Genomic DNA, 12,837 nt, shown 5'->3' with positions numbered 1-12,837 from the left:
TCACCCTTTAATGATCAAATACGAAACGATCTCAAAATCTTGCAAGCTCGTGTTGGCGTTCGTCACGAAGGCGTCCAAGTTCCCTAGGCTGAAGATGTTGAGCATCAATTGCTGATCCATCTTGCCGACGATCTCTTCCACCGCTTTTTCCAGCAGGGCCTTGTATCGCCCCATGTCTTTTCCGTTTTTCGTCTCTTGGTAAAACGCCTTGTACAAGCCCCATTCGACGTCTTTTTTGCCGTTGCAAAGCGAGCGATACAGGTCCAACATTTTCTTGACATGCCCAGGATGGTACAACACCGTGCCGTCTTTGCGGACATACACCAAATAATAGGGATGAAGCGCGTTTTGTTCATGCGCAGATGCCATCGGCGCCGTTTGTTTTAGGCAGAAAATGACGCCTGGCTGAATTTCGTCTTTCAGTTTTTCATTTTGATTAGCGGTAATGCTGAACAGTCCAAACGGCGCCCGCTCGAGCTCTTCTTTATGTTCCTTCATGAAATTCAACAAATCCATCCGGAAGTCGTCTAAATAAATATCCCGCTTATAAATTCACGATACCGAGCCGCCGTACACCACCAAATACATATCCATCCCTTTTCTGCGCGCAGAAAAATCTTTTTGCTCCCATACAAACCACATACATAAAAACAGCCAACTCTCCATAATAGGGAGCTGGCTGCTCTTTTTCCTCTCAACGAGGTCAGCTTAAAAAAATCTTGAAAAGAATTTTTTGTGTGATTAAAGAGAGATGCTTCAATCCTCTAAACAAGACCTGCTTTAAAAAAGGTTTATGAACCGTTTCATTCACATCAAAGCGGAAGCGTTTCAATCCTCTGAACGAGGCCAGCTTTTAAAAAGAGCACCTTCATTTTACCATGATTCTCTAGGGCGGCAAGGTGCTTTTTTGCACAATCCTGCGAATCTCTTGAAATTGAAAAGTAAGTAATGTTATGTTGATTGGAAGATTGGCTCGTGACCTGTTCTCGAAAAAACACTTTTTGGCCACGAAATAGGAGAATTGTCTTTTTTACTTGCCTGATTGGCTGGCTCGATGATAGCACATATATTCGCTTTTATGAATCAAAAACTTCCCGATTCATCTCCCCCCTTGCCTTCGTTTCAAGGAGAGAGACTCTTCGGGACAACGTTAAACTACCTGCAGCGCCTGCCACACATCCGCTTTCAGATCATCGATATGCTCGATGCCGACCGAGAATCTCACGAAGTTGGACGGAATCCCAGCTGTCTTCATCTGCTCCTCGGTCATCACTCCTTCCCACATCGCTGCTGTATGCACCACAAGGGAATCGACGCCACCCAAACTCACCGCGTTAGGCGGCAGTTTCAATGCAGAAACGAAGCGCTGAGTTTCTTCATAGCCACCTTTAATGGCAAAGGCAATGACTGCTCCGAACCCTTTCATCTGACGTTTTGCCAACTCGTGTTGCGGATGGCTAGGAAGACCTGGATAATATACACGCTCTACCTGTGGCTGCTGCTCTAAAAACTCAGCCAGGGCTAAAGCGTTGGCATTAATGCGTTCCATCCGTATCGGAAGCGTACGCAGACCGCGCAATAATAGCCATGCATCCATTGGCGAGAGGACCGAACCGATGGAAATATGCGTATGCCAAATACGCTCGGCTAACTCCTCGCTGGTGCAGATGACACCAGCTGTCAAATCATGGTGTCCCCCCAAATATTTTGTTGCGCTGTGAATAACGATATCGACACCTAGATCATGAGGCCGCTGATTGATCGGCGATGCGAAGGTGTTATCGGCCACGACGATAATTCCATGCGGGCGCGCCAACTCCACCACAGCAGCCAAATCCGTCAACACCAAAGTCGGATTGGCAGGCGTCTCGACCATGATGAGCTTTGTGTTAGGCCGTATCGCTTCTGCAAAGGCGTTGATGTCCGCTTGTTCGACCAGAGTCACTTCCACGCCAAACCGCGGCAGCATCTCATCCATAATCTTGGCGGTGCTCATATAATGCCGCGTTTGGGCAATCACATGATCTCCCGCGCTGACTAGAGCTAGAATGGCCGTGGCAATTGCCCCCATCCCGGAGCCAGTTACCAGTGCGGTTTCTGTACCTTCCAGTTCAGCCATAATCTTCGCAACGCGCTCATGCAATGGATTGCCGTAGCGCGTATAATACCGAGAATGGCGGGGTGTTCCCGCCATTTCTGCGAATTCACGGGAATTATGCGCACGAAACGTAGCTGTGTAATAGATGGGCGGAGCCACCGTCCCATCATCGGTGACCCAATCATCGCCATGGACAACCAAGGTTTCAGTTCGAAGTCCTTCAAGATTCATTTTCTCACGATTATCACGTTTGTCCATCTATTCTCTCTCCTTTGCTTCTCTAGATACCCGGCTCGACAAGAGTTCTTGATAAAAATAGTTGGTATCGGTCAAAAAAATCAATCTTTATGACAAAGAATTTTATTACCCTTTTCTCGAAGACTACATAACAAAATGATCGATGAAACAATTTATGTATGCTGGCTTGTTTATGAACCTCTTTTATTTTGATTTGTCTGGATTTATCTTTTATAGACAGAATTTTTGTTTATTTCAGAACTTAATAGATATTATATAATTTTTTTTTAAAAAAGTAAACCTATGATTTTGATTTTGATAAAGTTGCCAACTATAAAAACGTCCTTGCATGGGGTTGTTTCCTTAAGGAATACATGTGATACGCGAGCCCATCGCCAGTGCCGCGAGTTGGCGTACGGCGCGATATCCCGTAAATGATCATTTCCAGCTTGGCATAAGAACAAACAGCAAAGCATAGCGGAACTCCTATATTGCTTCTTGTTGCTAAGATGTGTTATTGTTTCAATCCTTTAATGAAGTCTTCCTTTATTTAAAAAGCCCCTCCATTTTGCCATTGATTTTCTAGAGATACAAGGAGGATTGCGGTTATTAGCATAATCCTATATAGAGCATGGAACCGGCTTGATAGTTCGGTCCTATCGTATCGTTAGATACGATTAACCGAGAAGTCCTACTTCTAAAACGAAGCATAGGTGGAGGATAGTTCACTGAATATAAAAATACCGAATGTTAATCGTTTAAAAAAATTGGTATATCAATTTATTTTTATTTAAAAATTCTGGTTCATCACCAAATTTTGTGATTTAGTGACAAAAAAGAGAAAGCACTGACGAGATCCTGGCAATAATGTTAGCGGTGAAATAAACATTAGGGAGGTCTCGTAAGTGCTTTCTATATCACTAGGATTGCCAGAATTTAAAGTGATTAAACACGAACTTCTTTCCTATGGTTATGCGATTCATGTAGAGAAAACAGAGACACAGGAACGTTGCCCTCATTGTGGGTTTGCCACTTCCTCTGTCCACGACAGACGGACAAGAAAAGTACGGGATTTGGCGATTTTCCATCAACCGGTGTACTTGTTCGTAAAGGTAAAGCGCTATCGGTGCTGGAATTGTTCCCAAGTGTTTTCCGCCTCTTTGGAATCGATTTCACCCAATCAACATTACACCAATCGATTTTGTGGGTATTTGTATGAACTTTGCGAAGGCACCACCATTCAAGAGGTTAGTCGAAAGCACCGCATCCCATATACGACATTGGAACGCATTTATTACTCCATCGCATCGAAAAAAGCAAAAGAGCGTCAAACAGCGATAGAAGCATCTTCTCAAGAAGGAATGGTGCTTAGTTTAGATGAAATCGCGGTAAAAAAGGGACATCAGTATGAAACTGTATTGATGGATGCCAGAGCCGGATCGGTCATGGGAATGCATGCCGATCGCCAATGTGACTCCGCCATCAACTTGTTGAGCCAAAATATCCTGTCGAAAGAAATGGTCCAAACGGTGATTCTTGACATGTGGGAACCTTATCATAAGGCGGTTCGCTCCCTGTTTCCATCTGCTTCGATTGTCATCGATAAGTACCATGTGGTTCAAAAAGTGACACAAGCCTTGGATCAAGCAAGAAAGGAATTTTCTCCATTGAAAAAGGCTCGATATCTTCTCTTAAAAGGCTGTGAAAAGCTTCGTAAGGACCAACGGCTTCGATTAGACGATATCTTGGAGGAGTATCCGACACCATACCCATCAAGTTAAGAATTTTGGTCTTTGTGCATCGTCAAAAACATGGTATCCTTTCTAACGAACACTCCACGTTAGAAAGGATTTTTTTCATGGAAAAACAAATGAAAGCATGGGTTCAAACCATTCGTCAACTCTTTTCTCCCGAAGAATTAACCCGTCTCGCACGGAAAACAGGCTTTATCCGGCGGCAGCGTTCGTTAACGGCGGAAGCCTTTCTGACTCTCTGTGCATGGGGAGATGGCTCACTGGCCAAACAGTCGCTTCAGCGGTTGTGTGCGGCCTTGACGCTCTGGCATGGCTGTTCCCTTTCAAGCGAAGGCTTGAATCAGCGTTTTACCGATCGGGCCGTGGCATTTTTGCGAGAAGTGTTTTTCCTTCTCCTCCTGCATCAACGTCCATTGCTTTTGTCAGCCATGGAGACCTATCGAACTTGTTTTACCCGCCTGCGGATTTTGGACTCAACCAGCTTTTTGGTTCCCGCTGACTATGGGGAAGACTATCGAGGTTCCGTTTCGTCGGGGGTGAAAATTCAGTTTGAATATGACTTGTTATCCGGCGCCTGCCTTCAGCTATGCGTTCAATCGGCCAATGACTCGGACGCTCGTTTTGCCTATCATGCCCAGCATACGATTTTACCGAATGACCTATGTATTCGGGATTTGGGCTTTTTCTCCGTTGCCGCACTGGCCGAGATCGACGCCCGCGGAGCGTATGATATTACTCGGCTCCGTTCCGATATGAAAGTGTATATCAAGGAGAATGGCCAGTGGAAGGAATGGGATTGGGAATCCCTTGGGAATCAATTAGAGGAAGGGGAATCAGTGGAAATGGAACATGTATACATCGGACATGAACGCTTGTATGTTCCACGGTTGGTTTTCCGCCGTCTGACGGCGGAAGAATGGCAAAAACGGATGGCGTATGTGCGGAAAAAGGAAAAAAGAAAAGGGAAGGCGCTGGCACGCCAAACCCTCGAACAAAAGAAATACCACATCTTACTGACGAATTTACCACAAGAGTCGTTTGATGGTCAACAGGTTTATGAGCTCTATTCCCTGCGCTGGCAAATTGAATTGTTGTTTAAAGCCTGGAAATCCGTATTTGATTTGGAGAAAGTCAAGGAGATGAAAAAAGAACGTTTCGAATGCCATTTATACGGGACGTTGATTGCCATTTTGGTCACCCAGACGTTTCTGTTTCAAGCTCGGATGTATTGGCATCAAAAGGAAGACATTGAAATCAGTGAACGGAAAGCGCTCGATCTTCTCCAATCGTATTGGCACCAGTTGCTTTTGCGTTCGCATATGGCGGAAATCAACCTTTTCTCTCTCCTTTCCCTGTTACGAAAACATGCCAAGAAAGGTCGAAGGAAAGGGGAAGAAACGGCATCAGATATCTTAACGAAATTAGAGATATGGTAGAATTAGATATGGATATAAATACCAAATACCCCTCTTCTGGAGGGGTATTTGGTATGCCCAATAATGGATGTGATCCCCATCATTCACTGCGGGGATGAACACGAGTATCGTCTTAAAAATTTTATACCGCTAACTTGACGGGTATGGTATCCGACACTTTCCATTGCTTATTATCTGAAAGAGTTGTTTCGGGATTTTTACCGAACCGATGGATATAACGAAGCAAAGGAACGCTTGGAAGAATGGATTAAGTTAGCCAAACAGAGCCCTTTTGCTTCTTTTCAGGAAGCAGCCAACACGCTTGAAAGGTGGAAGGAGCCTATTCTTTCCTACTTTTTGTGCCCATATACGAATGCCCGAATCGAGGGGACGAATCACAAGATCAAAAACATCAAACGCCGGGCATATGGCTATCGAAATCTAGAACGGTTTCGTTTACGTGTATTTCTGGAGTGTACAGGGAACACTACAGGTAGTCAGGCTGCCTAAGCACTCCCTTCTTCCGCTATCGGTATGATAGTTGGTAGAATGGAACCCGTCAAGGAAAGCACTTGACTGTTTCCATTCTACCAACTTCGTGGTCTGTATGCGGAAGAAGGATCCTGACTGATGAACCTATTTCATCCAGCTAACATGTCTCTAGGATTGAGTAGAAATCACAGAAAATGGTGAAGACCCATAAAAGGAGGAATTCAAATATGAACAGGAAATTTATAGGAGTAATGTCCCTCTTTTTGATAATATTATTCGGAATGTATGGTGTCGGGACTAAAATTGTCGCCAAATCAAAAATTTATGAAACAGAGTCAACAACTACATTAGTGGTTAATAAAAATGATTTAGAGGACCTTTCAATTTACTTCTTAACGCCTTATATAACCAAAGCAGTACAGGATTATTATGGAAAACCATCTGGAATTCAGTGGTGGAAGCCTAAAATATTAGAGATTAAAAATTTAGAACCCGGGAGTCGTTATAAATTCTTACTCAAAATTCGTGTAGAAACATTTAAAGGGGCTCACAACCCTCCTTACGGAATTGATATAATAACACTTGAAATCGATTTTGACAAAATTCGTATTATTGATTACAAGCACATCGAAGAGAAGATAAAAAAACAAACATAGGGTATTACCTCTTTTATTTTTCCTAAATAATGGACTCACTAATCAGCGAGGAACAGCTGAGCTTATACAGCTACTTTCTCCTGCCCGAGTTCGACAGTGACTAGGCAAATAAATCGCCTCTCAGTCCTTGATGCAGAAGGGCTGAGAGGCGATTAGGTATACTTGTGGCGTGTATCTATATAGATGCACCTTGAAAAGTTAACTTCTGGATTACACTGCACACCCTAGGCGTTGTAGCACTTCCTTCGGGCGTTCATGGATGTAGTCCACAAACCGGGCAATGGCTTGGGCGATATCGTTTTGATCTTTGTGAAACACATTGGCAATGACAGTGTCTTTCAGCCATTTCCACAAGCGTTCGATCGGGTTCAGTTGCGGAGAATATGGAGGAAGGTAAATGAAGTGAAAACTCCGTCCTTCTTCCCGCAAAAACTCTCACACCATTTTGGCATGATGAATTCGGGCGTTATCCAGCACCAAGACGATGAGACGATCCGGGTAACGCTCTTTGAGAATCCGCAGGAAATCCAAAAATGTTGTCGCATTGGCCGCTCCTGCTTGATAAAGAACTGTTTCGCCATCATGGACGTTAACGGCGTCAAACAGCGATACGTGAGCATGATGGCCGAACGTCGGCACTTGCTTTTGACGGCCAACCTCTGACCATGTCGTACGCAACACATGATACGATCGGATATGCGTTTCATCGATGTACAACAGGACGGAATCTGGATCGATTAAGTTTTTTTTATTAGATCCATTTGTTTTTCGAAGTGTTTTTGCCGATCCGGATCTCCTTTCGCCAACGTGTAAGTCGGCCGGGTCCACGAAAGCCCTTTTCGATGCAAGAGTTTTCGCAAGGCTTCGCGGGACATGGAGATGCCATAATGGTGGTGTACATAGGATTGAAGGATCTTCGTATTCCACGCCGAAGCGATGTCCCAGCCCAGCTCCGCGGGTGTCGTGGTCAACACAAGGTGTTTGATCTCTTCCTGCTGTTCTTCGGTGAGAAACGGCTCTCGCCCAGGGGCAAAATCCCGATGAAGCAGGAGTTCCAGGCCCCCTTCGTTAAACAGCGACACATAATGGGAAACGGTTTGGCGGCACACGTTGACCATGGAGGCCACGTCTTTGCCCAAATAGCCTTCCATGACCAGGCGGACGGCCATCACACGTTGGCGGAGATGAGCGTTTTTGATCTTCCGTTCCTGCTTGCGGAGTTTCCGGGGCGTCCATCCATGGTTGTCGGTGATGTTGAGACGTTTCATGCAGAATTCCGCTCCTTTCCCATGCTTTTCCTTAGGAGCAGTATAACCAGAGTGGGCACCGCTTATGCGAAGGTTAACTTTTCAATGAGCATGTATATAGGAGCGAGGATGAATGTCTAGGATCTTCGGGGGAGGCTCTAGTCCTAGAGTCGCAAAGGTTTGCCCTTATTTGGCGGTCAGTTCTGTCCGCTGATAAAGGTCCCCGTATTTCGAAGAAAAATGTCCGAGTGTGAGACGCTAGCATTCCTCTCTTACTTTCGGCCACGATTCGTTGGTCCGAATCTTTACGATGCGAACCAGCAAGAGAACCAGCTAACTGAGCAGCACATGCACACGAATGCGGTCTTCCAAGCGATGATACATGGGTCGCAATTCCAATGTCGATTTCAGTGTACGAAAAGCCAGCTCGATATCCACCAGCTGCTTATATCCCAGCGCGACATCCTCGGCAGACAGTGTGTCATCGGACGTGCGGATAAGATATTTGCCATCATACTTTTCGGCTAAACGTGTGCCTATGGAATTCAGGGTTTTTTCCTAGGTTGACAACCCCAAAGTCCTTGATATAACGGGATTTCTGGACTTTTTATTTGCCTAAAATGGCCCTCAAACTGTCGAACTCGGGTCCTGGTTAGTCTAGTAAAAGCAGTTTCAAATTCATATCTCCGAGCAAACAAGAAAAAAGCAGGATGTTACCCTGCTTACTAATCCAATTCCTTGTTTCAGGAGATTTTATTTCATTGAAATGTTGAGAGCTCTGATCATTATTCGTAAATATTAATAAGTTACAGTGTAGCTAACAGTTTTTATACCGAATAGATTGGCTTGATTTATATCACTTGAAGTATAACCGAAATAAATATCAAACCATTGTCGAGTTAAACCTCGGGAGCAAAATACATCCCCCATATCCTCAACTGTAAAATATTGCATAGAAGTTCCAGACGGAGTTTTTAAAACTGTGGAAGTTTTAATAACTGCTCCGAAAGGAAAAATTGTTCCTGAACTCGGACTACCGCAAGTTTTAGGATGTACTGCAGCAGTTTTATATTTTTGAGGGGTTGTACCATAATAAGTTAACGAACCTGCTGGTGCAGTATACGCTGTTACATCTTGATTTAAATAAGTGTAGGAGGCTGCACTAGCATAATCAATAAAAAGTGAAGTCAATAGGATCGCTGAAAAAAGACTCGTAACAATCTTAGTTTTAAGCTTTTTAAACATGTTAAACACACCTTTCACAAGAAAATTTGTTAATTAATCATTATTTTATCAGTAAATACTAAGATGTTATCTTGGTAACGAATTTTCCAGTCCTAGCATTGAAGATAATCTTTATAAACCTACCCTTTTTATCCCTACCAACCACTTCAACAGTCGGGTCACTGTTTAACTTTCGCAAAACAAAATGATATCCTTCGGCCCAACCTTTTCCTGGTAATAGGTTATATTCCTTTTTTGCTTTATCAACAATTTTATCGCTATCAAAATGAATCTTGTTTAAATCTACTATATTTTCATTGTTTACAGGTTCAGTCAATGCTAATTTTTCTACTACTTTTTGATTATGAATTGTATATAACATTTGATCATCTGTACCTGGTTTAGCTAGAATTACATTCCAATATCTTCTTTTCCCGTGTTCCCCTTTACTTTTACTTTCTTTTTCCTTATCGTCAACACTTAATACATAATAGATTTCTGCATCTTTACTCCACTCCTGTCTAGCTTTTTCCTTTGCAAACTTACAGGCTTCTAAAAGTGAAAATTCTTTTGAAGAGGCAGAACTGTTGGAATGGTAAGTAAACACAATTGCTAGAATAAATATTGTGAGAACACAATAAATAAGTTTCTTCATCAATTACCTCCTTTTATATATTAAGGTTTTTATAAACATAAATTCAATTAATATGGTAAAACTCCTTTGTAGAAAAACTACTTTTATTGTCGAAACTTGATAAGAATATAATGAAGTGAGTTGTAAAATCACCATTTAATTACATATGCTTTGCGGATGGTGTCAGCTACGCTGGTACTACCCCTTTTTATATACATGCAACGAAAAAGTTTAACATATCATTGACGGAAAAGTCGCTTATCCACTTTTCGACTGGCGGTGACCGAACAATCACCCGCTTCGCAGCCCCATACATGGTTCCGGAAGCGGCATTGTTCGCTCGCCCGACAGTCGATCCAATCGCTCTGTAAAAACTACAAATGTTAAAGATTCAAATTGCACCTATATAGAATAAAGTTCCCCATATAATTTTTGAATTTGCTTTTTCAATAATAAATTTTCCTCTTCTAAAACCTTGACCCGTCCTTTTAAGTTTTTTATCAATACCTCTTCGGACTTTAAACTTTTTTGTTTTTGAAGCTTTAAGGCACCATTTAAACTTTTTTGTTGTTGTCCCCGAATTGATTCAATTCTTTTTCTAATTTCAGGCTCTTTATAAAACCATGATTTTGACACACCAGCTTCCTTAGAAACAGTATTAAAGTTGATTGTTTTTCCCTCTAAAGTCATTCTTGATAGAACTTTCTCTGCGTTATCTCTTGTTTTTAAGGCTTTTTCTCTTGATAAACGAACAATTTCACCTGTATTGCGCTTTGGACTACGTGAACCGAACAAGAGGGATCGGATTATTGATTGGTGAACCAGGGTCCGGCAAGACATTCGCCCTTCGGGCGTTTAAGGAATCCCTGAATCCGTCACTGTATCACGTCGTTTATTTTCCATTGTCAACGGGAAGCGTGATGGACTTTTATCGCGGCCTTGCCTTCGGGCTCGGGGAAGAGCCGAAGTACCGTAAGGTCGACTTGTTTTATCAAATCCAACAAGGGATCGAGCGCTTGTATCATGAACAACGGGTAACGTCAGTGTTCATCCTCGATGAAATGCATTTAGCGAAGGATGCCTTTCTGCAGGATATCGCGATCCTGTTCAACTTTCACATGGACTCAACGAATCCGTTTGTCTTGATTTTGGCGGGGCTGCCCCATTTACAGGCAAAACTACGGTTGAATCAACACCGTCCGCTTCACCAACGAATCATCATGCGATACCAGATGGGGCCCCTTGATAAGGAAGAAGTGGTGGGATATATCGAACACCGCCTGAAACAGGAGGGGGCGAAACACCCGATTTTTACCCCAGCTGCCTTAGAAGCGATCGCCCTGCAGTCGCAGAGGTGGTTGCGGATCATCAACAACCTTGCCACCACTTGCCTGTTATACGGCGCTCAATTAAAAAAACATATGATTGACGAAGACATTGTGCGTATGGAAGCCGAAGAAATGGGGTACTGACACAGGAGGGGCTGATCGGCCCCTGTTATGTTTCATCCCGATCCATCCTCATTCTAGTTGATCATCCGAAATAATGTGCAAACGTTCGGAAATAATCTGCAAAACCTGGAATAATTCGCAAAGATTTTGCACATTATTTCCGAATAAGTTCGAAATAATTTGAAAAAGGGATTCTGAAATAATGTGCTAATTTACATTAATGGGGTAAGAAAACGTCAAAGGACATGGCAATCCTCGAATAAGGATTTAAAGATGTCATGGTCGTACTGGACTATCCTAATCGTTATCGGTACACCTACCACACCTACGCACAACCAACTTTATTAAAATTTCGGCAACGCCTCCACGGCATCCGCCAAATCACTATAGCTGTCTTTTAAGTATCGAGACGTCGTGGCAATATTGCTATGACCAGCGAGCCGCCGCACTTTCTCGATATCGTTGTTCGTCGCCTTTAACATCCACTTACAAAACGTATGCCGGAACATATGGGGCGTCAGTTTTTTGTTCGGCAGGCTGTAGCTTTCGATCATTCGCTGAATGCCCCGGACCGAAAATTTCGGAGAACGCTGGCTGTAAAAGACATATGGCGATGCGGCCACATGCGATTTCTTTTTCGCCATTTCCGCACGAAACTTCAGCCAATCCTCGAGTTCTGCCAGCAAGATATTCGAAATAGGCACCGTTCGAACTTTCATGCCTTTTCCTACAATTCGAATTCGTTTCATTTCTAAATCTAAGTCCGTTAATTTTAAATTGGATAACTCTTCCACCCGCAATCCCGCATAAGTAAGCAGGTACACCACCGCGCGGTCCCGCCGATATTTCTCCTCGGGATCGACTCCCCGGCTTTGCACCGGTTTTTTCCGCATCCGATGTAATAAGTCCTCAAATTCTTCTTCCGTCAGCCACATAATTTTTTCGTTGTCTTCATCAGCCGATTTTAAATCCTGGATGTCTTTCATTGGGTTCTGTTCGAGCTTATGATGTTCGACTGCCCATGCATAAAAGCTTCGCAGCGAATTAAGCCGACGGTTGATCGTGGAAATGGCCAATGGTTTCCCTTCCTTTGGATTCAACATTTGCTCGATCCATTTGCGAATGTCAGCCGCCGTGACGTAATCACCTGGACGGATATGTAAATCATTGAAAAAGATATTTAAGTCATTCGTGTAGGAGATGATCGTGTTTGAAGAAGCTCCTTTCTCCTGAAGGTAGGTGACATACTCATTTAGCATCTTTTTCACCCTTTCACTTATACGACGAGTTTAAATCGATTCAAAGAGCAAATAATCGCTTTAAAAAATAACATTATATGACGAGTATATCATAAAAAAGAATCAATTGTTAGTCATATAATGTATATTATGCGGCTAGTTAAATCGATCTAATGTTGAATGATGAATATTATGTTACGTTCATCAATTCTCAACAAAACGAGTAATTTGAAAAAGGTTTACGGGAGAGGAAAATGAGATAATTTATAAAAAAGCTAGTTATCATATAACTAGCTTCAGACTGTTGACAAAATGGGTTTCAGACGAATGTCTGAAACCCATTTTGTTCCATAAATAGACTATGTTTTCAAAAAAAGTGGGTAGGATGGGA

Annotated in this window: 9 protein-coding genes and 5 pseudogenes; 5 read left to right on the top strand and 9 right to left on the bottom strand. The window is 42.9% G+C overall.

All coding sequences use genetic code 11. The features are described 5' to 3' along the window. Complete coding sequence (locus tag QWV57_RS06790; RefSeq protein WP_223810898.1) at positions 1 to 507, bottom strand: hypothetical protein; 507 nt, start codon at positions 505 to 507, stop codon at positions 1 to 3. Between the two features lie 643 nt (positions 508 to 1,150). Beyond that, entirely contained in the window at positions 1,151 to 2,356 is a 1,206-nt protein-coding gene (locus QWV57_RS06785) for a trans-sulfuration enzyme family protein (RefSeq protein WP_015374550.1), read from the bottom strand. A gap of 884 nt (positions 2,357 to 3,240) precedes the next feature. On the opposite strand from QWV57_RS06785, the pseudogene QWV57_RS06780 reads away from it, so the two are divergent. The 4 genes and pseudogenes from QWV57_RS06780 to QWV57_RS06765 form a co-directional block, all read left to right on the top strand. Continuing rightward, positions 3,241 to 4,095 (top strand): annotated as a pseudogene (locus QWV57_RS06780) (ISL3 family transposase); the annotation flags it as partial. A 98-nt stretch (positions 4,096 to 4,193) separates the two neighbouring features. Next, complete coding sequence (locus tag QWV57_RS06775; RefSeq protein WP_190300095.1) at positions 4,194 to 5,525, top strand: IS4 family transposase; 1,332 nt, start codon at positions 4,194 to 4,196, stop codon at positions 5,523 to 5,525. Positions 5,526 to 5,672: 147 nt separating this feature from the next. Then, positions 5,673 to 6,014, top strand: a pseudogene (locus QWV57_RS06770) (ISL3 family transposase); the annotation flags it as partial. 209 nt (positions 6,015 to 6,223) lie between these two features. After that, positions 6,224 to 6,652 carry a DUF3888 domain-containing protein gene (locus tag QWV57_RS06765; RefSeq protein WP_015374612.1) on the top strand — a complete coding sequence of 143 codons (429 nt, stop codon included), beginning with the start codon at positions 6,224 to 6,226 and terminating at the stop codon, positions 6,650 to 6,652. A gap of 210 nt (positions 6,653 to 6,862) precedes the next feature. Here the strand turns inward: QWV57_RS06765 and QWV57_RS06760 are convergent. From QWV57_RS06760 to QWV57_RS06735, 6 genes and pseudogenes are all read right to left on the bottom strand, one after another. Further along, positions 6,863 to 7,333: pseudogene (locus QWV57_RS06760) on the bottom strand (IS630 family transposase). Positions 7,334 to 7,389: 56 nt separating this feature from the next. Next, on the bottom strand, positions 7,390 to 7,803 hold the full coding sequence (locus QWV57_RS06755) for a helix-turn-helix domain-containing protein (RefSeq protein WP_301102027.1): 414 nt from the start codon (positions 7,801 to 7,803) through the stop codon (positions 7,390 to 7,392). A 198-nt stretch (positions 7,804 to 8,001) separates the two neighbouring features. Then, positions 8,002 to 8,430, bottom strand: a pseudogene (locus QWV57_RS06750) (IS1634 family transposase); the annotation flags it as partial. Positions 8,431 to 8,697: 267 nt separating this feature from the next. Next, entirely contained in the window at positions 8,698 to 9,144 is a 447-nt protein-coding gene (locus QWV57_RS06745) for a DUF8837 domain-containing protein (protein WP_128570075.1), read from the bottom strand. Between the two features lie 58 nt (positions 9,145 to 9,202). Beyond that, complete coding sequence (locus QWV57_RS06740; protein ID WP_200861011.1) at positions 9,203 to 9,778, bottom strand: hypothetical protein; 576 nt, start codon at positions 9,776 to 9,778, stop codon at positions 9,203 to 9,205. A 381-nt stretch (positions 9,779 to 10,159) separates the two neighbouring features. Continuing rightward, the gene (locus QWV57_RS06735) at positions 10,160 to 10,597 is read right to left on the bottom strand and encodes a DUF6262 family protein (protein WP_020754776.1); all 438 of its coding nucleotides are present in this window, start codon (positions 10,595 to 10,597) and stop codon (positions 10,160 to 10,162) included. Here QWV57_RS06735 and QWV57_RS06730 point away from each other — a divergent pair. Beyond that, positions 10,528 to 11,229 (top strand): annotated as a pseudogene (locus QWV57_RS06730) (ExeA family protein); the annotation flags it as partial. The gene QWV57_RS06735 and the pseudogene QWV57_RS06730 sit on opposite strands and share 70 nt — an antisense overlap. 323 nt (positions 11,230 to 11,552) lie before the next feature. Here QWV57_RS06730 and QWV57_RS06725 read toward each other — a convergent pair. Continuing rightward, a complete protein-coding gene (locus tag QWV57_RS06725; protein WP_033005380.1) occupies positions 11,553 to 12,467 on the bottom strand; it encodes a tyrosine-type recombinase/integrase in 915 nt (304 codons plus the stop codon). Positions 12,468 to 12,837: the final 370 nt, after the last annotated feature.

The organism is Geobacillus zalihae (assembly GCF_030414215.1).
GTDB lineage: Bacteria > Bacillota > Bacilli > Bacillales > Anoxybacillaceae > Geobacillus > Geobacillus zalihae.
Note: the sequence above shows the minus strand (reverse complement) of the source record. Positions and strands in the feature narration are given on the sequence as shown.